Consider the following 20,295-nt stretch of genomic DNA (forward strand, 5'->3'; position numbering starts at 1 on the left):
TCCAGCCCAATGACTAAGACAGCAGTAGAAAACAGCAATACCGGCGTTACGCCGTGGACTCGTCTTGCGTCGTGGTTCGTCGAACGCGTTGGCGTTGCGATGCTTGGTAAGCCACGTCACGGCGCGCTGACAGTTATTTTTCCCAATGGCCGCACCCGGACCGTCGGCTCGCCATCGACCGGCGAGCATGCGGTGCTGCGGCTCAACAATTTCAAGGTGCTGACCGAGGCCATGCAGCGCGGCACGGTCGGTTTTGCATCCGCCTATATGAATGGCGATGTCGAGGTCGATGACCTGACGGCGCTGTTCCGATTCTTCCTGCAGAACCGCGACATGTTCGAGAACGCCAATCCCGGCTTTTTCCGCAAGGCGGCTGGCGATCTGCACTACCACCTGTCGCGCCGCAACACGCTCGAAGGCTCCAAGAAGAACATCGCCGAGCACTACGACCTCGGCAACGACTTCTACGGCCAGTGGCTTGACCCGTCGATGACTTATTCCTCGGCTGTGTTCACCTCCGGCGATCAAAGCCTCGAGGAAGCGCAGCGCGCCAAGTATCACCGTGTCGCAGATATGGCCGGCATTACCGAGGGTTCCTCGGTGCTCGAAATTGGCTGTGGTTGGGGCGGCTTCGCCGAAACCGTCGCCCGCGATTACAAGGCCAACCTGCGCGGCATCACGCTTTCCGCCGAACAGCTCAAGTTCGGCCAGGAACGGCTGGCGCGGCAAGACCTCGACGGCCTGGCGACGCTGGTTTTCGAGGACTATCGCCACACCGAAGGCCAATTCGACCACATCGGCTCGATCGAAATGATCGAAGCCGTGGGCGAAGACAATTGGCCGAGCTACTTCCAGACCGTGCATGACCGCCTGAAGCCGGGCGGCACGGCAGCCATTCAGGCCATCACCATCAACGAAGCCGATTTCGACGGCTATCGTAGTGGTCCCGACTTCATCCAGCGCTACATCTTCCCGGGCGGCATGCTGCTGACCAAGACGGTGATGAAGGAATTCGGCGACAAGTACGGCCTGGTGCTCGAGAACGTCGAAACCTTCCGCCTTAGCTATGCCAAGACGCTCAAGCTCTGGCGCGACCGTTTCCTCGAACGCTGGCCGATGATTGCGCCGCTGGGATACGACGAGTATTTCCGCCGCAAGTGGGTCTACTACCTCAGCTATTGCGAGGCCGGCTTCACCGAAGGCTCGATCGATGTCGGGATCTATCAGTACCGCAAGCCGGTTTGAGGTTTGCGGGGTCCGCAGCGTTGCTCGGGTACCTACTATCCCACCCACAGTCGTTCCCTCGGACTTGATCCGAGGGTCTCTCGCCGCTTGTGCCGTGTTGGGAGCGGCCTCGGTCAAGCCCGAGGGAACGACGGTGGGCGTGGCGACATGGTACCTCACTCCTTCGGCAGCATCTTCCCCGTGAGCCAGAAGAACACCGGATACGGCAACCACCGTATCGTCTTCATCAGCCACACCATCCGCTTCGGGAAGGCGATCTCGAAGCGGTCTGATTTCGTTAGCCCGTCCACGATCCGCTCAGCGGCGTCCTCGGTTTCCATCAGGAACGGCATCGGGAAGTCGTTCTTGTCGGTCAGTTCGGATTTCACGAAGCCGGGCGCGATCATCCGCACCTTGATATTGCGCGGCGTCAGCTCCGTCCGCATCGTTTCGAGCAGATTGATCAGCCCCGCCTTGGTCGACGAATAGGCAGCCGAGCGCGGCAGCCCGAAATAGCCCGCCACCGAGGCGATAACAGCGAAATGCCCGCCGCCCTGCCTGTCGAACTGATCAAGCACCGGATTGGCGAGGCGGATGACGCCGAGATAGTTGGTGTCCACGACCTTGGCGAACTTGTCGAAGGCGTAGTCGCCCACTTTCATCGGCTGCCACGCCGCCGCTCCGAAGATGAAGAGGTCAATGCGCCCCAGCTCATCCGCGATAGTCGCGACGGTACGCACGATCGCCTCGTCATCGGTGACGTCGAGGGGGTAGGGGCGGATCGCGGGACTGGCTTGCGCGACCTCGGCCAGCTTTTCCGCCCGTCGACCCGAAATGGCGACGATCCAGCCACGCCGGGCGAGGAGTTTCGCCACCGCCGCACCGATGCCCGAGCCGCCGCCGATGATCCAGGCAATACCAGGTTGCGTCGTCATGGCGGGTCCACCTATCCGGAACGATGATGGCTAACCCATACATCGCCGATCCGGGGCGTGTCTGCTTTTCCGTGCAATGCAAACATGACTTGACCCATCATGTTATGGGCCGTTAGTTACGCGGGATTTCCGTTGCTGCGAGAGCCGACATGATCCTCAAGACCCTGCGCCCCGTTTCTGTCGTCGCCCTGATGCTGGCGGCGCCGACCCTGGCTTCGGCCGAGCCGTGGTCTTTCACCGATAGCTCGGGCAAGACGGTGGCTCTCGACGAAATTCCGACTCGGATCATCGCCCACCAGGACGCAGCGGCGGGCCTGATCCCGCTTGGCATCCGCCCGGTCGGCATTTATGCCGATAGCCCGGTTGCCGATGCCAAGGCTTTGCAGGGGCTCGACCTTTCCGGCATCGAAATCATCGGGCAGGCCTGGGGTGAGGTCGATATCGAAAAGGCGGCCGCCCTCGAGCCTGACCTCATCATCGCCGAGTACTGGCCCGTATCCAAGGAATGGAGCGGGGGCAACGACCTGACAGGCCCGCAGAGCCCGTTCGCCTCGCTGGCAGAGATCACCGGCGTCACCGTTGGCGAGTCGATCATCGGCATCGTGCAAGACTACGAAGAGCTGGCCGCCAGCCTTGGCGCTGCGCCCAGCGAGGCCGCCACATCAGACAAGGCCAAGTTCGAGGCCGCCCGCGACGCCTTCATCGCCGCCAATGAGGCCAAACCCAACCTGACCGCTCTGGCCGTGTGGGCCGGCGCCGATGCGCTTTACGTCGCCACCCCGGTCGGCAGCTCCGAATTGACGGACTTCCGCAATTGGGGGCTCGACGTCATCACTCCCGACAATATCGACGAGCACGGCTACTTTGAGAACCTGAGCTGGGAAAACGCCGACAAGTACCAGACAGACCTGATCCTGGTCGACAACCGCTCGGCCGCCACCATGGAAACCGCGCTGGCCCAGCCCACCTGGACCACGATGAAGGCCGCTGCCGCCGGCGCCGTCACCGATTGGCCGGCCTACTGGCTGCGCAACTACGGTGCCTACGCCGCCGAACTCGACAAGCTTACCGCGGCCATCAACGCCGCAGATGAAAACCTGACCGACTGACGGGCTCGCGCCCACGGAGGATATGATGCATCAGCTTCGTAAGGCCGTCTTGATCGCCACCATCGTGGCCGCACCGGTTACGGCGCAGGCCGAGCCGTGGAGCTATGTCGATGGGGCAGGCGAGACCATCACGCTCGAAGCGGTTCCCACCCGCATCATCGCCACCGAGGACGCCGCTGCGGCGCTGATCCCCTTGGGTATCAGGCCTGTGGGCATCATTGCAAACAGCTTGCCTGAAGACTCCAAGGCCCTGCAGGGGCTCGATCTGAGCGGCATCGAAATGGTTGGCGTCGCCCACAATGAGATCGACATCGAGAAGGCCGCTGTTCTCCAGCCGGATTTGGTCATTGCCGAATATTGGCCGCTCGACCATGAATGGGGCGGCGGCGTTGCGGTAACGGGCCCAGGTAGTCCCCTCCGCGACCTTGCGCCGGTCACTGGGCCGGCCCAGCTCGACAGCGTTGTTGGGCTGATCGAGGAATACGAAGCGCTGGCCGAGAGCCTCGGTGCCGACCTGTCGGCTCCAGAGATAGCCGAGGCCAAAACCAGGTTCGAACAGGCCCGTGATGCATTCTCGGCCGCGGCAAAGGCTAAGCCAAACATGACCGCCCTGGCCATCTGGGCTGGCGATGACGGCCTTTGGGTCGCCGCACCCGAAGGCGCGGCAGAGCTGATGGACTTGAAGAATTGGGGCCTGGGCTTCCTCAAGACCGACCTCAACCCCGATAGCGGCTATTGGGAAACCGTGAGCTGGGAGAACTCTGACAAGTACCAGCCGGACATCATCCTGATCGACAACCGCGTCGCCACCAACCGGGCCGATGCCGAGGCCAAGCCAACCTGGACCGCCATCAAGGCAGCCGAGGCCGGCGCCATCGGCGAATGGCCGGCCTATTGGCTGCGCAACTATGACGCCTATGCCGGCGAACTGGAAAAGCTGACGGCCGTCGTCGAGGCTGCCGATGAGAATCTGACTGATTGACGATGACCGCCACGACCACGGCCGTTCACTACCGCAAGGGGGCCGCGCTGGCGCTCGGCCTGCTTGCGCTCGTCGTGATCGTACTGGCGGTGGCCTTCTTCTCCATCACGCAGGGCGCGCGGCCCATCACGCTCGATACGGTCTGGACCGCGCTGACCGCCTATGACGAAACATCGACCGACCACCGCATCATCTGGGATCTGCGCCTGCCGCGCACGGTGATTGGTCTTGCCGTCGGCGCCGCGCTCGGACTTTCCGGTGCGGTACTGCAGGGCGCGACCCGCAATCCGCTGGCCGATCCTTCCATTCTAGGCATCAACGCAGGCGCATCGCTCTTCGTCGTGCTCGGCGTCGCGGTGCTCGGCATCAGCCAGTTGAGCCTTTACGTCTGGCTCGCCTTTATCGGCGCCGGCATTGCCATGCTCATTGTCTATGCCGTCGCGTCGCTCGGTCGCGAGGGCGCGTCGCCGATCAAACTTGCACTCGCCGGCGCTGCCATGACCGCCGCCTTGCAGTCAGTCGTCAACGCCATCCTCCTCACCAGTCCGCGCACCCTCGATGAGGTCCGCTTCTGGCAGGTCGGCTCACTGGCGGGCCGGGGCATGGAGATATTCGTGCAGGTCGCCCCATTCCTCGCCATCGGCATGGTGCTCGCGCTGTTCAGCGGCAGGCTGCTTGATGGCCTCTCCATGGGGGAAGACGTGGCTCGTTCCCTGGGGCAGAACGTCGGCCGCTCACGCGCCATTGCCGGTCTCGCCGCCGTTATTCTGGCCGGTGCATCGACGGCCGCAGCCGGCCCAATCGCCTTTGTCGGCTTGACGGTGCCGCATGTTGCCCGTGCCATCACCGGTCCCAACTATCGCTGGATATTGCCCTATTCCATGCTGATGGCGCCGATCCTGCTGCTGGGCGCCGATGTCATCGGGCGCATCATCGCACCGCCCGGCGAGGTGCAGGTGGGCATCGTCACCGCATTCCTCGGCGCGCCATTTTTCATCATGCTGGTTCGCCGCCGCAAGCTGGCGACGCTCTGATGGCCAGCCTCGACGCAGCGCAGGACGTGCGGCGCATCCGCGACCGTCTGGCGAGCCGCCGCCTCGGCGTGACCACCGCTCTGCTCGTGGTGTTGGCGCTCACATTCGCGCTTGCCATGTATCTCGGCGATTTTCCTGTCGCCCCGGCCGATATTGTTCGCTCGCTGCTGTCTCCCTTCACCAGGGAGGTCAACAAGGGCGTGGACTTCATCGTCCTCAACGTCCGCCTGCCGCGCGCCACACTGGCCGTTCTGACCGGAATGGCCTTCGGTCTTTCCGGAATCATTTTCCAAACGATCCTGCGTAACCCATTGGCGAGCCCGGATATTATCGGCATCGCCCACGGTGCCAGCGCCGCCGCGGTCGTCTGCATCATCCTGCTGGGTCTCTCCGGTTTCGCCGTATCGGTGGGTTCGCTCGCCGGCGCGATCCTCACTGCGCTGGTCATCTACGCGCTCGCCTGGCGCGGGACCGTAACGGCCTATCGCGTGGTGCTGATCGGCATCGGCATGGCCGCGATGCTATCGGCCGTCGTATCCTACCTCTTCACCCGCGCACGCCTGTTCGAGGTCCAGCAGGCCATGGCGTGGCTTGTGGGTAGCCTCAACGCCGCCAGCGCTGCCGATATCCTGCCGCTGGCTATCGCCTTGGCGATCCTGCTGCCGCCCACCATCCTGCTCGTCCGCGGGCTCGATGCTTTGCAGCTGGGCGATGACACCGCGAAGGCACTCGGCGCCCGCCTCGAAATCGTGCGGCTCGGCTTGATCCTGGTCGGCGTCGGCTACACCGCCTTTGCCACCGCCGCCGTCGGCCCGGTCACCTTTGTCGCCTTCGTCGCCGGCCCCATTGCCCGGAGCCTGCTCGCGGGCAGCGGGAAGGGCTTTTTGCAGGCAGCGCTGGTCGGCGCGCTGGTCATGCTGGGCTCCGATCTGGTAGCCCAGCACGCGTTACCCGAGATCCAGATGCCCGTTGGTGTCGTCACCGGCTTGTTCGGGGCCTTGTTCCTGCTCTGGCTGCTTGTGGTATCCAACCGGGCAGGGCGGGTGAATTAGGAATGTCCCATGAGCGTTGACCACCAGCTTCTCGCCGCCGGAATGGACTTAGGCTATGGCGACCGCCAGGTCGTCGCCGATCTCAACCTGGCCATCCCGCCGGGCAAGCTGACCGTCATCGTGGGCGCCAATGCCTGTGGCAAGTCTACTGTGCTGCGTGGCCTCGCCCGCCTGCTCGCGCCGACGCGAGGCGCTGTCTATCTCGATGGCAAGCCCATCCACCAGATGTCGACCAGGGAGGTCGCCACCATCCTCGGCGTGCTCCCACAGTCGCCGATCGCCCCCGATGCCATTGTCGTTGCCGATCTCGTCGGTCGCGGTCGCTATCCGCACCAGGGCTGGTTCCGCCGCTGGACGCCCGAGGATGATGCCGCGGTGGCAGAGGCCCTAACCGCCACTGATACTCTCGATATCGCCGATCGGCCCGTCGACGAGCTCTCCGGCGGCCAGCGCCAGCGTGTGTGGATCGCCATGGCCCTGGCACAGCAAACCGACGTGTTACTGCTCGATGAGCCGACCACGTTCCTCGACATCAACCATCAGGTCGAAGTTCTGGATCTCCTGACCGATCTCGTCAAAAACAACGGCCGCACCGTCGTCGTCGTTCTCCACGACCTCAATCTCGCCTGCCGCTACGCCGACCACATCGTGGCGATGAAGGCGGGGAAACTGGTAGCCGAGGGGCGGCCAGCCGAGGTCATGACCGAGGCAGTGGTCGCCAACGTGTTTGGCATGGCATCACGCGTGGTGATCGATCCGGTGTCCGACACACCAATGATCGTGCCGATCGGACGGCATCATCTGGTTGCGGCGACGGCGGACGTCAGGCCGCTATAGGCTTGACCTCGTCGGTGATGGAGAGGGGCGGTTCGCCAAACTGGGTTCGAAGTCCATGAATTTGCACCAGCTCAACATGCCAGGTCCAGATTCCGCCCACAGCCAACACGGGGATGAGTGTCCACCACGGCCAGCGCAAACCTCCGCAGACGATCGCCGCCAGCAAAATCATCCTGTGCCCCCACGGGAGGGACCGTAGCAGCGCGAGCCGTCGAATGCGAGAGGAAGAGTTCCTGGTACGCCCACGGGGAATCGAACCCCGCTCTGCACCGTGAGAGGGTGCCGTCCTAACCGATAGACGATGGGCGCGGACCTAGGAACGTCTGGCTTAGTCTAAGACATTCCCTGCGAGGAAGGAATGGTACGCCCTAGGGGAATCGAACCCCTCTCTGCACCGTGAAAGGGTGCCGTCCTAACCGATAGACGAAGGGCGCTTAAGCGCTGGTGGTCGTATAGTTGGGTGATTTCGGATGCGCAACCCCTTGTGCGCTCAAACCCGATTTTTTTAACAGCCCGAGAATGTCACCGGCCGATTGTAACCGCGCGGCCGATCGCGCACGTCCACATGGATGAACTGCCTTCCCGGATAGCAGCCCAGCCCGCCTACGCTGCCGGTGCGCATGGCAAAGGCGATGAGCTGCTGCTTGTCGATGCCGGGAATGTAGAAATCTGCCGCCATGCACTTGGTATGATAGGAGCTGTCGGCACCGCCGGCAGCCGAATTGTGCTGGCCGTCGCGATAGCCCGAGCTCATCACCACCTTGCGCCCGAAATGGCCCTCGAATTCCCAGATGAGGAAGCGCAGCTTGGGCGACAGGCACAGCGCATTGACCTCGCTGCTCGATACGAACGTGCCCCAATCGCTACGCTTGCCCGAGTATCCGGCTCCACTCGAGCTGGCAAACATCGCCATCGGTACACAAGCCACCAGCGTCAGAACGCAGACGACAACGGCGGCGATGGAGCGAAGAGTGGTGTTCATGGCGACTTCCGAGAGGCGACATGTTGCGCTTTGGCAACAGGCAATGGCTCGTTCTGTGAAGTCGCTAAAATACGATCGGTTTCGCTAACCGCCGCCTAAGCGTCACGGTTAGCGAAACGTTAGTGGTGGTCACGCCAAGGGTAACTGTGCGCTACCACTTTCCGGTGTTCGGCATCGACGCCCACGGCTCTTGCTGGGGCAGGGTGCCCTCCTGGATCAACTCGACCGAGATGCCGTCCGGCGAGCGGACAAAGGCCATATGCCCGTCCCGGGGCGGTCGGTTGATGACCACGCCCATGTCGCTAAGGTGTTGGCACAGCGCGTAAATGTCCTTCACCCGATAGGCCAGGTGCCCGAAATTGCGCCCGCCGGTATATTCCTCCGGGTCCCAGTTATAGGTCAGCTCGACCTCGCCGCCGACGTCGCCGGGCGCGCGCAGGAAGATCAGGGTATAGCGGCCCTTCTCGTTCTCCGAACGGCGCACTTCCTCCAGCCCCAGCCCTTCGCAATAGAAGCGCAGGCTCTCGTCGACATTGGTCACACGGACCATGGTGTGCAGGTACTGCATTGGGCATTCTCCTTGATCGGTATCGATTGCAAGTGGCGTACCAAGCCCGGCCCGGCATCGCAACCGGGCGCCCGGCCAACTAATTCCTAAGAGATGCTTAACAACGCCCGTTGAATCGGACACACTAGGCCCGTCTTGTGGAGTACCTCGCGCAAGCGAGGCGAGTGCGAAGGGCTTGTGAACTATGGGGGCCAAGTTCAGTGGCGATGGCGAGGAGCCAACGGACCAGCCAGGTCAGGCTGCGAGCGCCGAGTCGCCGCATCCAGCCAGCGAGTCCGGGCTTGATACCATCGAGATCGCAGGCGCCATAAAGTGGTTCGACGCCGGCAAGGGCTTCGGCTTCATAGTGCCCGACAACGGCATGCCCGACGTTCTGCTCCACGTAACCTGCCTGCGCCGCGATGGCTACCAGACCGCCTATGAAGGCGCGCGCATCGTCGTCGAGGCGCTCAACCGGCCAGGCGGCCTTCAGGCGTTCCGCATTGTTTCCATGGACGAGTCGACCGCGCGCCACCCGGCGCAGATGCCGGCCCCACGCACCCACGTCGTGGTTGAGCCGACCTCCGGCATGGTGCGGCTTGAGGTGAAGTGGTTCAACCGCATTCGCGGCTTCGGCTTCCTATCGGCCGGCGAGGGTACGCCGGACATATTTGTGCATATGGAAACCCTGCGCCGTTTCGGCATTACCGAACTGCGGCCCGGACAGTTCGTGCTGGTTCGTTACGGCAATGGCCCCAAGGGCCTTATGGTCGCCGAAATCCGGCCTGAGGGTTGGGGCGACGCACCCTCTTCGCACTAGGATCACCGCATGATCATTTCAGCTCAAGGCTTCGCTCCGGCGCTGCGCCGCGCCGGCGCAATCTTTGCCATTGCCGCCATAGCCTTGCCCGTCGCGGCCTTTGCGGACGAAGCAAAGCTGGTTCTGCATTCAGCCACGGGCGACTACGACTTCAATGTGGAAGTCGTCGACACTCCTGAAAGCCGCGCCCAGGGCCTGATGTTTCGGACCGAGCTGGCCGACGATGCCGGCATGCTGTTCGATTTCAAGGAAGAGCGCCCGGTTTCGTTCTGGATGCGCAACACCTTCATCCCGCTCGACATGATCTTTGTCGGCGCTGACGGCGTAATCAAGAATATCCATGTCAACGCACGCCCGCAGGATCCCACCTCGATCCCATCGGATGGAGCGGTGCAGTTCGTGCTGGAAATCCCGGGTGGCCGATCGGCGGAGATCGGCTTGAAGGCCGGCGACACGATGGAACACGACCGCGTGGTGGCCACGCCGGCAAACTAGAGCCGGTGAATGACCATGCAGTCGATGACGGCCCACAGATGCAGGCTGGCGCCGGTCACGACGAACACGTGCCATAGCGCGTTCTGGAACTTGAGCTTTTCCCAGAGATGGAAAATGATCCCTAGGGAATAGGTCACCCCGCCGGCCAGCAGCAGCCACATGGTGGTCGCCGGCAACGTTTGCGCCAGCGACTGGAACACAAAGATCCCGCTCCAGCCGATAGCGAGGTAGAGCACGATGGCTAAGCGGCCGAAGCGCTCCGGCACGATCAGCTTGAGCCCGACACCGATCAGCGATGCGCCCCAGACGAAAGTCGTCATCAGGATGCCGGTCGTGGTACCGCCGATAACGGCCAGGAACGGAGTATAGGAACCGGCGATGAAGAGGAATATTGCGGCCTGATCGAAGCGCGCCAACAGACGTTTGATCGGCGACACCGGCCAGAGATTGTAGGCCAGCGACACGCCAAGCACGGCGACGAGCGAGCCGATATAGACCGCAAGGGCAGGGACCGCCTCGGGCGCGGTCTCGATGATGGCGAAGGCCAGCAGAACCGACCCGGCGGCGATCGCCACGATCAGCCCCAGAACGTGGACGATGCCGTCGGCGACCAATTCGGCGAGGGTGTATGGCCGCTGTTCGCGACTCCACCACGAGTAATTTGCCGGGCGCTTCTGCACGATCATCCTCCGTCTTGGTCTCGACCTTGGCGCAAGGAAGTGACCAGAATATTGCAGTAGCAGGGCCGTCGCGCGGCATCGTAAAGCCCCTGCCAACACATCTGGTGAACAAGTCCTTGTTGCGCAAGGGCAATACTTGACGAGTAACTCTGCCGTTACATAAGCAATGAGCGAACCACTCGGATTTGCCCATGCCGCCCGTTTCGACCCTCGTTGCCCTTGCCGATCCAACCCGCTGCCGCATCATCGAAATTCTGCGCGACGGGGCGCAGCCGGTACACGTGCTGGCTGCCGGGTTCGATATCAGCCGTCCGGCCATTTCCAGGCACCTGCGTGTGCTGAAGCGGGCACGGTTGATCAGCGAGAAGAAGGCCGGGCGCGAGAACGTCTATCGCCTGCATGCCGATCGCCTGCTGCCGGTGCAGCGCTGGATCGACGATCTGCAGCTCGCAGCAAAGCCCAACGCCGGGCCAAAATCCAAGTCTGCCGCGAAAGCCAAGCCCGCAACTATGGTGCAGGAGGCAGCGCTACTGCCAGTCATGCCGCTGATCCAGCCTGTAGCCAAGCCCCGCAAGCCCGAGGCGCCGCCGCCACAGATGGGCTTCGATTTCTGAGACGCCGCTGGCACTTTCTCGCCGGCTATGCTGAAGTCCCTGGACGAGGAGTGCGATGATGGATGTGACGACGTTGGTGATCTTTGCCGGGGCGCTGTTCATCGCCGCCGGTTCTCCCGGCCCCAGCATCGCTGCGCTGGTTGCCCGTGTGCTTACACGTGGCCCACGCGACGTGCTGCCATTCCTGGCTGCCATGTGGATCGGGGAGGGCATTTGGCTCACCTGCGCCGTGGCCGGCCTGGCCGCCATTGCCGAAACCTTCCATTGGGCCTTCGTTGCCATCAAATGGCTCGGCGTCTGCTATCTGCTCTACCTGGCCTGGAAGATGTGGACAGCACCTGCTGCCGAGGCCGAGGGCCTGCCTGAAGCCCGCTCGCCCTGGCGCATGTTTTTCGCAGGCATGACCATCACCCTGGGCAATCCCAAGATCATGGTGTTCTACATGGCGCTGCTGCCGTCGATCATCGACATGACTGCGGTGACCCCGATGGTCTGGGCGGAACTGGTCGCAACCATGTTCGTGGTTCTCGTGGCCATCGACCTGGCCTGGGTCCTGCTCGCGGCCAAGGCCCGAGGCTTTCTCAAAAGCCGCCGGGCCGTACAGATCGCCAACCGCGCCAGCGCCGGCACCATGGCCGGGGCGGCGGTGTTGATCGCGACGCGATAGCCGCCCTAAAGTGCGGTGACATAATCCTTGAGCGTGACCTTGCCCCGCCGTGGGGCGTCCGGCAGTTCAGGGCCGTCATCGATCGTCGCCGTCATCCGCGCGTAGGAGCGCGCCGCCGCCGGCGAGAAGCCGACTTGGCGGAAACTCTCTTCCACTCGTCGCGCGGCGTAGTCTGCACCGCCACGGGCTTTCCAACCGATGTTGGGAATGCCCCGGCGACATCCGTGAACGTGTATCGCTCCGGGCCCTGAACATACTGGATGCCGACATCGTCGACCGGACCCATCAGGCGCCGGGCCGCGGCCGCGCCGAGGTCGGACGGCGCCACCATGGGTATCTCCAAGTCGTCTGGAAAGGCTGTGGGTAGCCAGCCTTCCTTGGCGGGTTCTAACAGCATATTCAGGTTGGTGAAGTAGTAAGCCGCACGGTTGATTGCAGTGGGAATGCCGCTGGCCTCGACGAGCCGCTCCAGCTTATACAGCACCGAAAGATCGCCGATGCCATCGCCTTCCTGTGCGCCATAGGTGGAGGCCAGCACCACCTTTTCGAGGCCCGATCCGTCCAAGGCGTCCGCTATGCTGCGCGCCGTCTTGAGTTCGGCGCTGTTCGTGTCGTGCCGGGGTCCGCGGGCGGGTTCAGCAGAAGGCGCGCCGTCCCCTCTGAAACACGGCTCGAAGCCCGGCGGTATCGAGAACGTCGACGACCACCGGCTCCACGTTTGCGCTTGCCAATGCCTTGGCCTTCTCCTCGCTATGCGCGACGGCGATGACTGTCTCGCCGGAGTTTTTCAGCGCCTCGACAACGCTAGAACCTACATTTCCGGTTGCGCCCAGAACAACTTACATGACCACACCTCATCAATGCCTCGCGGAGTTAACAGCGGGCCGGCCAGCGGTTCCGTTGGCCGGAAGGTAGGGTCAGGGATCCTTGCATTTCCTTTGGACGACGGACCACGCCCCGGCCGAGGTGTCGGCAAGGCAGCGTCGGCGATCCCTGGCAGTCTCGCCCCACAGCAACTGGCTGAGATCGTCGGCCACCTGCGTGCGGTCGAACACATAGCTGTGCCCCAGCGACGATCCATAGGCCACGCCTTCTTCTTCCACTGCGCTGGCATCTATGGTGTGCAGGTTCGGCATGACGATTGATCCATTGCCGCCCGTTCCTGCCATCCGTTCGTTGAAGACGTTGAGGAAGCGGCCGTTATAGAGCACCTGGCCGGTCCGCAAAGGAATGTCGTATTGGGAGACGTAGAGGGTCGAATGCCAGATATGGGCGCCGACCGCGGGAAACTGCTGCGTGAAACGACCCGCCGGGACGGCCGGCGCGGCGAAAACGCCCAGGCCGACGAGATCGTCCTCGGGCCCAACCCCCAGATCAGCACCCTCCGCACAAGCGCCAAACATGGACAGGCCCAATGCATTCCCGGCGCTGTGCATGATCAGGGACACGTTCGAAGCGCCGAATGTGTTTGAAATAGCCATCATGACGGGCCTGAAACTCGCGCAGGCCAGATCGGCGGCCAGGATATCGCTTGGAAACGCGAAAGCGTTGGCGGCGGACGACCAGCTCAGGACGATCGGCACGCCCGGAAATCTGGAGCGCTCGGCGGTAACGGCCGCTCGTCGAATGGCGTCATAAAACGTGGTGTTGAAGCCATGAACAAAGACCATAGCCCGATCGGTCTGGTCGGCGACCTGATCGTGAGCCCGTGCGATGAAGCCGGTAACGTCGTCCTCGCTAAGCATCAGGCGAACGGGGTACTTCTGCCATTCGGTCTGGGCAAGCAGCTCGGCGCGTGCGGGGTCGTTCTCCGCTACCCAATTGCCGCCACCGGCGCCATAGGTGTCGAAGATCTCCTGCAGAATGCGTTCGCTCTCGACAGCCGGAATTGGGATCGCGACATGCGCAATCCCAAAGCGCAGCTTGCCATCCGGGGAGGGGGCGTTGGCAAAGTCGATGTCGGGGCCGTTTTCGATGATCTCCCGATCGGTGACGAAGAGCACCGGCACCGGAGAGCAAGTGATTTTGATGCAGGTTTCCAGCGCTATGGCTATTGAGCGCTGTTCCAGATGCGGATTGTCCGCCGACGCGGTCATGGCAGCGTTGTAAGCCACCAGCGGAGCATCGAAATTGCTGCGCGATTCCACTTCTGCAAGCGACATCAGCGCATCTGCCACACCGCTATCGGCGGACTTGCGCAGGAGGGCAAGGCCTTGCTCGTTTGCCGCCGGATTGCCCTCCAGGCCGAGCAGATAATCGCCTAGCCGAAGCTGCGACAGCGGACGATTGTCCAGGTCGAGCTGGTAGTAGCTGAGCGCCTCGCTGACCATGTCGTCGGTCACCTCGGGCTGCTGCAAAAGATAGTCGCCGGCAGCCGCCGCCGCGAAGGGGTCTTCGGTGGACTTTTGGCGGAGCTGGCCAAAAAGATCATCCACTCGAAAGAAGCCTTCCGCCTCTTGCGACAGGTTCAGCGCCTTGATCGTGGCAAAGGTGTTGCCGGCTTCCGCCGCCTCGCCCAGAAGCGCGAGACCCCTCTGGCGATCGCCTTCGCCCTCTGAGGTCAGGAGCAGGTCAGACAGTCCCAGTTTCGACAGGACATCGCCGCGATCGATACCTGCCTGCCAGATTTGCTCGGCCTGGGCCTCGTTTGGTTCTCCGGCCACGCCAAACCGCGCCACTTCGGCCGAAAGCCGAAGGACCTCGATTTGAGCCGTGGGCTCGAGCGTATCGAAACGCGGATTCTCGACCAGGGACTCGAGGTTCGAGCGCGCCGCGCTCAGGTCGGGAGTAACGAAGTCGCCCTTGATGAAGCCGGTGGCCACAAGCCTTTGCGCCAGCGGATCGTTCTGATTGGCAAATTCAAGATTCCGGGCAAAGTCCGCTTGATGCTGTTCAATGGTCCAGTTGGAGGAGTCGGTCGGCAATCCCAGCAGGTACTCGGCGGCAATCACACCGGAATTGGCGAGTTCGACAAGGGTGATCTCTCCCTGAACGGCTTCCTCGGCATTGAACGAGAAGCGCTGCATCGCGCCCTCGGTCAGGAGCTGGAGTGTCGCGGGATCAAGGTCCTCTTCGACCGGAAGCGCAAAAGTCAGCGGCTGATCGCCAAGCTGGCGTATCCGGAACGGAACATCATTCGTCCCAAGGGCATTCAGCCCGGAATAGCCCTGTAGCAGATCGGCGGGCATTGCAGTCATCGCTGGCTGTGCTTGCGAAGAACTCGCAGTCAGGATGTACAACGCAAACGCTGTGAACCAGATACGCATATCCGCCCCGATCACGACTGGCCGATACTTGCCCAAATCCAGCGTCCTGACCAGAAGGTAGAATCGCGTGGCGGCGTGTGATCAGCCACTTCGTGTCCACGGGAAGGCCGTAATGCGAAGGGTTTGCGTACCGCAGGGGACGAGGTCCACGGTTTCGCTCGGTCCTACGCTTTCGACCGCCCCGATCGGCACGGTGTCGGCCAGACGATCCTCGGCGGTCAGCCCCCAGCCGGGAACGCGTCGGGCAGCGGTCGTCAGGCGCAGTGGCGTGGTCTCGGGCAGCCACGGATTGGCCGGCATGGGCCGCCGCTGTGTGGCTGCGGTGATCGCGCTCGCCGACGCGCCTTGCTCCAGCGCGTAGTTCCATGAGCTGGCGGGAAGAAGCTCGAACTCGTCGAAGCCATCCGGATTGGCGGTAACGATCTCGGCCGTTTCCTCGATGCGCAGCGAAAAAGCCAGCGGCCCCCGCCAGACGGTCTTTGCTTCGGTCGCGCCAGTCGTGACCGAAACGTCGGCGGGGAATTCCGCGACCACCACGTCGCCGGTCTGCCACTGCCGGGCGATGCGCAGGAAAGCGCCGGCGGCGACGCCATCCACGGGCGCGCCATTAACCTGTACGACGGGCGCCGCGCACCAACCCGGAATGCGGACGAGTAGCGGGAACTCGAGCGGCGTCGAGGCGGTCACGCGGAAGCGGATGGTGTCTTCGAATGGATAGTCGGTCTCAGCGAGGATAGTGACGGTCGCATCTCCGATGCTGGCGGTCACCGCGGTCGGACCATGGGCGACGGCCGCGAGGCCGCCATCGCTGGTGGCCATCCAGGCATACTGCACATATTTGGGCCAGCCCATGTGCAGGTTGTAGCAGCAGCAGTGGAAGCCGGCATGCGGGCTTAGCAGCAGGTCGTCGCCGTGGTCGTCGACAAATGGCAGCACGCCTTTGCGGTTGCGGCGCGCCACCGGCATGTTGGGCAGCGAATAGTATTGATGTTGGCGGAAATCCTTGGTGGTGGCCCCGGCCAGGAGGTTGAAGGCGATGCGCTCCTGCTCGTCGCCGATGTCAGGGTCGGCCAGCGCCTTGAGCGCCATTGCATTGCTCAAGATCTGCTCGACCATCGAGCACAGTTCCACGCCCTGATTGTCAGCGTGACCCGCAAGGCCCTCGGTGCCACTCCACATGCCAAAGGCCAGGCCGTGACGCGCACGGAGGTTGCGCCAGCCGGTCCCGAAGATGGTGCGATCGCTCTCCGCGCCGCTGCGTTGGTACAACACGACCGGATACTTCATTGCCTGCGAAACGTTGACGGCGTGGACGCTGCGATAGTCGCCCTCTGGCACCTCCAGATCGGCGAAGAACTCGTTCCAGCGGTTTGCCTGTTCCCTCAGCGTGTCGGCCACGTCGAGCAGGAAGGTCTCCTGCGTGCGGTTATAGAGCCAGAACAGCGTATCGATCTGGTCGGCGGCGCGAGCCCGGGCCCAGTCGCGCAGAGGCTGGTTGGCTAGATTGTCGCCCAGATAGCGGGAATAGCGAAGCAGGGCGGGGATGATGCGGGGATCGCCGGTCGCCTCGCAATAGTCGCGCAGCGCCCAGGTGACGACCATGCGCGGCCACCAGTCCGGATTGGACAGCGGACCGATCTGGCCGTTCTGCTGCTGACCGGCAAGGATGGCCTCGACCCAGCTTTGCGCCTTCGCCAGGAGGGCGGGGTCGTCGTGCAGTAAGGCCAGGCTGACGAGACCGCGGAAGTAATAGGGGCCCTTCTCCCAGTTCTCGCCATCGCCGCCGCGCCAGGCGCTATCGGGCCCAAGTTCGGGGATCACCTCTTCTGCATGCCCGGTCATGCCTTCGGCCTGCAGCCGCAACTGATTAGCCAGCCAGCCGGAAGCGCGCACTTTCCCGAGATCGAGCGGGATGAGTGGCGTGGCATGAAGGGGCAGCCGATTGGCTGTGGCCTCAGGAATGGGCTGGCTCATGATGGGTCTCGGTTGTCGGGAAGGGGGCGGCTAGCGCAGCCGCTCGCCGCTCTTGGTGAACAGGCGAAGATTGGCTGGGGCGCAGGACAGCCAGACCGTTTCCCCGGCTTCGAGATCGGGGCCGCTGCGCTGCTCTACCACCAGCGTTTCCTCGCCCGGGGTGACGCAATAGAGGAAGCGCGTATTGCCCAGATACTCGGAGAAATCGACCCGCGCTTCGATGCTGTCGGGGCGTTGTGGACCCGGCTCCAGATGTTCGGGACGAATGCCGAGCTGAGCCGCGGACCCCGCCTGTGCCGCCTCCAGCGGCGCGGGCAAGGGCAGGGCGGCGCCGGCCGCGCTGACGGTAGAGGCATCGACGAAGCTCGCTTTGAGGAAGTTCATGCGCGGTGACCCGATAAAGCCGGCCACGAACACATTGTTGGGATCTTCGTAGACCATGCGCGGCGAGCCGACCTGTTCGATACGGCCGTCGCGCAGCACCACGATCTTGTCGGCCAGCGTCATCGCTTCGATCTGGTCGTGGGTGACGTAGACCATGGTATTGCCCAGCTCGCGATGCAGTCGCGCCAGCTCGATGCGCATCGAAACCCGCAATTCGGCGTCGAGGTTGGACAAGGGCTCGTCGAACAGGAAAGCCAGCGGCTTGCGCACAATGGCGCGGCCGATGGCGACGCGCTGCCGCTGTCCGCCCGAGAGCTGTCCCGGCCGCCGCTCAAGCAGATGGGTGATCTTGAGGATATCCGCTGCTGCCGTGACGCGCCGATCCAGTTCGGTGGTCGGCGTATGGGCGATCTTCAGCCCGAAGGCTAGGTTTTCGCGCACGCTCATATGCGGATAGAGCGCGTAGGACTGGAACACCATGGCGATGCCGCGCTTGGCGGGATCGGCATCGGTAACATCGCGGCCACCAATCAGGATATCGCCGTCGGTCACCTCCTCAAGACCCGCGATCATCCGCAGCAGGGTAGACTTGCCGCAGCCCGAGGGCCCGACGAAGACCACGAACTCGCCGCCATTGATGGTGAGGTCGAGGCCATGGATGACATCGACGGTGCCGAAGCTCTTGCGCACACTGCGCAGCTCGATATCGGCCTTGGCCGTGGGTTCGATGAGACTCATGATTGTGCCCTCACCCAGACCAGCATCTCGCCCGGGCCGCGATTGTCCCACAGGTGGTAGGGGACGAACCGAGCGGTGGCAGTGCGTTGCATCGGAATGTCGGCGCGATAGAGCTGGCCGTTCCAGCCGCTGGTGTCCTCGCGCAGGGCCGGGATGGAAACGCTGATGGCGCCGTGGAGGTCGCGGATGGGCGCCGTAGAGGTCTCGCCGAGCTTGCGACCGATGGTGATGGCGTTGAGCTGGTTGCCGTTATCGGCTTCTTCGAGGCAGTAGATCAGCGGGCCACGGGAGAGGGCGATCCGGCCGATATCCTGGCGCACTTTGGGGTTGGCCTGCCGCGAGATCAGGTGCATGGGCAGGGTCAGCGCCACCACGTCGCCATCGCGCCATTCCCGCTCGATGTCGAGATAGCCGAGGTTCTCGGCGACATCCACCGCGATCGCCTCGCCGCCGACACTGACGCTCGGGGCGTCGCACCAGGCGGGTATCCGCAGCGACAGCGTGAACCGCGTCGGCTGCGCCAGGTTCACGGTAAGGCGGATCGCCCCGTCCCATGGATATTCGGTGTTCTGCGTCAAGGTCACCGGCGTGCTGGCGACCTCCAGACGGGCGACGCTGTCGCCATAAAGGTGCACGGCAATGCTGTTGTCGGCCACGCCATACATGTAGGTGCCGACCGAGGCGACGAGCCGCGCGATATTGGGCGGGCAGCACGGGCAGCGGTGCCAGTTCCAGCGATGGTGATCGCCATGGCTCTCGAGCGGGTTCTCGTAGAAGAAGCGCGACCCATCGGCCGACAGGCCAGCCAGCGCTCCGTTGTAAAGCGCCTGCTCCAGGATATCCGCATAGCGCCGGTCCGGCCGGCGGCCAAGCATTCGGCTGGCCCAGAAAACCAGGCCGACCGAGGCGCAGGTTTCGGCATAGGCGGTGTCGTTGGGCAGATCGTAGTGCTGGGTGAAGCCTTCGTTCTTCGCCGACGAGCCGATGCCGCCGGTCACATACATCTGCTTGCCGGTAAGGTCGTCCCACAGCACCTCGAGTGCTTTCGTCAGGCTGTCATCGGCATATTCGGCCGCAATGTCGGCCATGCCCGAATAGAGATACATGGCACGCACGGCGTGGCCGACCACCTTGGTCTGCTGGCGCACGGGCAGGTGGGCCTGGGTGTATTCGGGCGTGTGATGGACGTAGTCCAGCGGGTCTTCCCCACGAGCGCGGGCCTCGATGTCGAAATAATGGGGCTGCTGCCCGCGCGCATCGACGAAGAACCTGGCGAGCTCCATGTAGCGTTGTTCGCCGGTCTCGCGCGCCAGCCGCACCAGGGCCAGCTCGATCTCCTCATGCCCGCAATAGCCGGCCTTCTGGTCCGGTCCTGGCCCGAAGGTGGCCGCGATGTGATCGGCATAGCGACACATCACGTCAAGCAGCTTTCGCTTGCCGGTGGCCTGGTGATAGGCCACCGCTGCCTCGATCAGGTGGCCGGCGCAGTAGAGTTCGTGGCAGTCGCGCAGATTGGTCCAGCGCTTGCCGGGCTGCATACGGATATACCAGGAGTTGCAGTAGCCGTCGGGCTGCTGCAGGCGAGCGAACATGTCGATGATGCCATCCATCTTGGCTTCGGTATCGGCGTTGGGCCGCCGATAGAGCGCATAAGCACCCGCCTCGATGACCTTGGCGACGTCGGAATCCCAGAACATCTGGGCGGTTACCGTGTCATGCACGCCATTGCTGCGCCGATGAAACGGCAGCCGCATTTCTGGCACCGGGCGGGCGGGGTCGATCTGGTCGAACATCCCGGCCGCAAGGCAGCGGTCATAGAGAATGGCGACAGTCCTGTCGGCCACCGCATCAACATGCCGGCCCCAGAAGCCGGATACTTCAACCTGCGGAATGCGCGGCGGCCGGAAGGTGGTGGGCGCGACGGCGGAAATGGTACGGGTGGTCATGGTCGGTCC

Annotated in this window: 20 protein-coding genes and 2 tRNA genes; 10 read left to right on the top strand and 12 right to left on the bottom strand. The window is 63.4% G+C overall.

Annotated features, from left to right (window positions below; genetic code table 11):
• The first annotated feature begins 9 nt into the window (after window positions 1-9).
• Window positions 10-1,245, top strand: a complete 1,236-nt coding sequence (locus MF606_RS08000; RefSeq protein WP_240233279.1) for an SAM-dependent methyltransferase — start codon at window positions 10-12, stop codon at window positions 1,243-1,245.
• 155 nt (window positions 1,246-1,400) lie between these two features.
• Here the strand turns inward: MF606_RS08000 and MF606_RS08005 are convergent, their stop codons facing one another.
• Entirely contained in the window at window positions 1,401-2,159 is a 759-nt protein-coding gene (locus tag MF606_RS08005) for an SDR family NAD(P)-dependent oxidoreductase (protein WP_240233280.1), read from the bottom strand.
• A gap of 149 nt (window positions 2,160-2,308) precedes the next feature.
• Here MF606_RS08005 and MF606_RS08010 point away from each other — a divergent pair, with 149 nt between their 5' ends.
• Genes MF606_RS08010 through MF606_RS08030 form a run of 5 tightly spaced genes read left to right on the top strand, consistent with a single transcriptional unit; the run spans window position 2,309 to window position 7,173 of the window.
• Window positions 2,309-3,268, top strand: a complete 960-nt coding sequence (locus MF606_RS08010; RefSeq protein ID WP_240233281.1) for an ABC transporter substrate-binding protein — start codon at window positions 2,309-2,311, stop codon at window positions 3,266-3,268.
• A 25-nt stretch (window positions 3,269-3,293) separates the two neighbouring features.
• Window positions 3,294-4,250: an ABC transporter substrate-binding protein gene (locus MF606_RS08015; RefSeq protein WP_240233282.1), complete on the top strand. Its 957-nt coding sequence runs from the start codon at window positions 3,294-3,296 to the stop codon at window positions 4,248-4,250.
• 2 nt (window positions 4,251-4,252) lie between these two features.
• Entirely contained in the window at window positions 4,253-5,284 is a 1,032-nt protein-coding gene (locus MF606_RS08020) for a FecCD family ABC transporter permease (RefSeq protein WP_240233283.1), read from the top strand.
• Entirely contained in the window at window positions 5,284-6,336 is a 1,053-nt protein-coding gene (locus MF606_RS08025; RefSeq protein WP_240233284.1) for a FecCD family ABC transporter permease, read from the top strand. The genes MF606_RS08020 and MF606_RS08025 overlap by 1 nt, the downstream gene beginning before the upstream one ends.
• Window positions 6,337-6,345: 9 nt before the next feature.
• The gene (locus tag MF606_RS08030; protein ID WP_240233285.1) at window positions 6,346-7,173 is read left to right on the top strand and encodes an ABC transporter ATP-binding protein; all 828 of its coding nucleotides are present in this window, start codon (window positions 6,346-6,348) and stop codon (window positions 7,171-7,173) included.
• A gap of 234 nt (window positions 7,174-7,407) precedes the next feature.
• Here the strand turns inward: MF606_RS08030 and MF606_RS08035 are convergent.
• The 4 genes from MF606_RS08035 to MF606_RS08050 all read right to left on the bottom strand — a co-directional run bounded on the left by MF606_RS08035 (window position 7,408) and on the right by MF606_RS08050 (window position 8,723).
• Window positions 7,408-7,482: transfer RNA gene (locus MF606_RS08035), tRNA-Glu, on the bottom strand.
• Between the two features lie 50 nt (window positions 7,483-7,532).
• Window positions 7,533-7,607 (bottom strand) — tRNA-Glu (locus tag MF606_RS08040).
• 71 nt (window positions 7,608-7,678) lie between these two features.
• Entirely contained in the window at window positions 7,679-8,155 is a 477-nt protein-coding gene (locus MF606_RS08045) for a YcbK family protein (RefSeq protein ID WP_240233286.1), read from the bottom strand.
• 151 nt (window positions 8,156-8,306) lie between these two features.
• Window positions 8,307-8,723 carry a VOC family protein gene (locus MF606_RS08050; RefSeq protein ID WP_240233287.1) on the bottom strand — a complete coding sequence of 139 codons (417 nt, stop codon included), beginning with the start codon at window positions 8,721-8,723 and terminating at the stop codon, window positions 8,307-8,309.
• Window positions 8,724-8,907: 184 nt separating this feature from the next.
• Here MF606_RS08050 and MF606_RS08055 point away from each other — a divergent pair, with 184 nt between their 5' ends.
• Entirely contained in the window at window positions 8,908-9,522 is a 615-nt protein-coding gene (locus MF606_RS08055; RefSeq protein ID WP_240233288.1) for a cold-shock protein, read from the top strand.
• A gap of 9 nt (window positions 9,523-9,531) precedes the next feature.
• Window positions 9,532-10,017 (top strand): DUF192 domain-containing protein, encoded by a 486-nt coding sequence (locus MF606_RS08060; RefSeq protein ID WP_240233289.1) that lies wholly within the window; start codon window positions 9,532-9,534, stop codon window positions 10,015-10,017.
• Here MF606_RS08060 and trhA read toward each other — a convergent pair.
• Window positions 10,014-10,697, bottom strand: coding sequence for a PAQR family membrane homeostasis protein TrhA (gene trhA, locus MF606_RS08065; RefSeq protein WP_240233290.1), 684 nt, complete (start codon window positions 10,695-10,697; stop codon window positions 10,014-10,016). The two genes, MF606_RS08060 and trhA, sit on opposite strands and share 4 nt — an antisense overlap.
• A 191-nt stretch (window positions 10,698-10,888) precedes the next feature.
• On the opposite strand from trhA, the gene MF606_RS08070 reads away from it, so the two are divergent.
• Together MF606_RS08070 and MF606_RS08075 are read left to right on the top strand one after the other, a co-directional pair.
• Complete coding sequence (locus tag MF606_RS08070; protein ID WP_240233291.1) at window positions 10,889-11,311, top strand: ArsR/SmtB family transcription factor; 423 nt, start codon at window positions 10,889-10,891, stop codon at window positions 11,309-11,311.
• Window positions 11,312-11,369: 58 nt separating this feature from the next.
• On the top strand, window positions 11,370-11,978 hold the full coding sequence (locus MF606_RS08075) for a LysE family translocator (RefSeq protein ID WP_240233292.1): 609 nt from the start codon (window positions 11,370-11,372) through the stop codon (window positions 11,976-11,978).
• Window positions 11,979-12,069: 91 nt separating this feature from the next.
• On the opposite strand, the gene MF606_RS08080 is transcribed toward MF606_RS08075, so the two are convergent.
• The 6 genes from MF606_RS08080 to MF606_RS08105 form a co-directional block, all read right to left on the bottom strand.
• Window positions 12,070-12,543, bottom strand: a complete 474-nt coding sequence (locus tag MF606_RS08080; protein WP_240233293.1) for a Rossmann-fold NAD(P)-binding domain-containing protein — start codon at window positions 12,541-12,543, stop codon at window positions 12,070-12,072.
• Window positions 12,544-12,613: 70 nt separating this feature from the next.
• A complete protein-coding gene (locus MF606_RS08085; protein WP_275693144.1) occupies window positions 12,614-12,811 on the bottom strand; it encodes an NAD(P)H-binding protein in 198 nt (65 codons plus the stop codon).
• Window positions 12,812-12,895: 84 nt separating this feature from the next.
• Window positions 12,896-15,175 carry an alpha/beta hydrolase gene (locus tag MF606_RS08090; RefSeq protein WP_240233294.1) on the bottom strand — a complete coding sequence of 760 codons (2,280 nt, stop codon included), beginning with the start codon at window positions 15,173-15,175 and terminating at the stop codon, window positions 12,896-12,898.
• Window positions 15,176-15,325: 150 nt separating this feature from the next.
• A complete protein-coding gene (locus tag MF606_RS08095; protein ID WP_240233295.1) occupies window positions 15,326-17,218 on the bottom strand; it encodes a beta-L-arabinofuranosidase domain-containing protein in 1,893 nt (630 codons plus the stop codon).
• Between the two features lie 30 nt (window positions 17,219-17,248).
• Complete coding sequence (locus tag MF606_RS08100) at window positions 17,249-18,340, bottom strand: ABC transporter ATP-binding protein (protein ID WP_240233296.1); 1,092 nt, start codon at window positions 18,338-18,340, stop codon at window positions 17,249-17,251.
• A complete protein-coding gene (locus tag MF606_RS08105) occupies window positions 18,337-20,286 on the bottom strand; it encodes a glycoside hydrolase family 127 protein (protein ID WP_240233297.1) in 1,950 nt (649 codons plus the stop codon). Before MF606_RS08105 ends, MF606_RS08100 begins: the two co-directional genes overlap by 4 nt.
• Window positions 20,287-20,295: the final 9 nt, after the last annotated feature.

The organism is Devosia lacusdianchii, from assembly GCF_022429625.1.
GTDB classification, from domain to species: domain Bacteria; phylum Pseudomonadota; class Alphaproteobacteria; order Rhizobiales; family Devosiaceae; genus Devosia; species Devosia lacusdianchii.

What these genes read in the sequence shown, in the direction of transcription:
- MF606_RS08000 (WP_240233279.1), top strand. Translation starts at nt 10, where the DNA reads ATGACTAAGACAGCAGTAGAAAACAGCAATACCGGCGTTACGCCGTGG.
- MF606_RS08005 (WP_240233280.1), bottom strand. Translation starts at nt 2,159, where the DNA reads ATGACGACGCAACCTGGTATTGCCTGGATCATCGGCGGCGGCTCGGGC.
- MF606_RS08095 (WP_240233295.1), bottom strand. Translation starts at nt 17,218, where the DNA reads ATGAGCCAGCCCATTCCTGAGGCCACAGCCAATCGGCTGCCCCTTCAT.
- MF606_RS08010 (WP_240233281.1), top strand. Translation starts at nt 2,309, where the DNA reads ATGATCCTCAAGACCCTGCGCCCCGTTTCTGTCGTCGCCCTGATGCTG.
- MF606_RS08075 (WP_240233292.1), top strand. Translation starts at nt 11,370, where the DNA reads ATGGATGTGACGACGTTGGTGATCTTTGCCGGGGCGCTGTTCATCGCC.
- MF606_RS08020 (WP_240233283.1), top strand. Translation starts at nt 4,253, where the DNA reads ATGACCGCCACGACCACGGCCGTTCACTACCGCAAGGGGGCCGCGCTG.
- MF606_RS08100 (WP_240233296.1), bottom strand. Translation starts at nt 18,340, where the DNA reads ATGAGTCTCATCGAACCCACGGCCAAGGCCGATATCGAGCTGCGCAGT.
- MF606_RS08045 (WP_240233286.1), bottom strand. Translation starts at nt 8,155, where the DNA reads ATGAACACCACTCTTCGCTCCATCGCCGCCGTTGTCGTCTGCGTTCTG.
- MF606_RS08015 (WP_240233282.1), top strand. Translation starts at nt 3,294, where the DNA reads ATGCATCAGCTTCGTAAGGCCGTCTTGATCGCCACCATCGTGGCCGCA.
- MF606_RS08105 (WP_240233297.1), bottom strand. Translation starts at nt 20,286, where the DNA reads ATGACCACCCGTACCATTTCCGCCGTCGCGCCCACCACCTTCCGGCCG.
- MF606_RS08055 (WP_240233288.1), top strand. Translation starts at nt 8,908, where the DNA reads ATGGGGGCCAAGTTCAGTGGCGATGGCGAGGAGCCAACGGACCAGCCA.
- MF606_RS08030 (WP_240233285.1), top strand. Translation starts at nt 6,346, where the DNA reads ATGAGCGTTGACCACCAGCTTCTCGCCGCCGGAATGGACTTAGGCTAT.
- MF606_RS08025 (WP_240233284.1), top strand. Translation starts at nt 5,284, where the DNA reads ATGGCCAGCCTCGACGCAGCGCAGGACGTGCGGCGCATCCGCGACCGT.
- MF606_RS08090 (WP_240233294.1), bottom strand. Translation starts at nt 15,175, where the DNA reads ATGACTGCAATGCCCGCCGATCTGCTACAGGGCTATTCCGGGCTGAAT.
- MF606_RS08060 (WP_240233289.1), top strand. Translation starts at nt 9,532, where the DNA reads ATGATCATTTCAGCTCAAGGCTTCGCTCCGGCGCTGCGCCGCGCCGGC.
- MF606_RS08050 (WP_240233287.1), bottom strand. Translation starts at nt 8,723, where the DNA reads ATGCAGTACCTGCACACCATGGTCCGTGTGACCAATGTCGACGAGAGC.
- MF606_RS08070 (WP_240233291.1), top strand. Translation starts at nt 10,889, where the DNA reads ATGCCGCCCGTTTCGACCCTCGTTGCCCTTGCCGATCCAACCCGCTGC.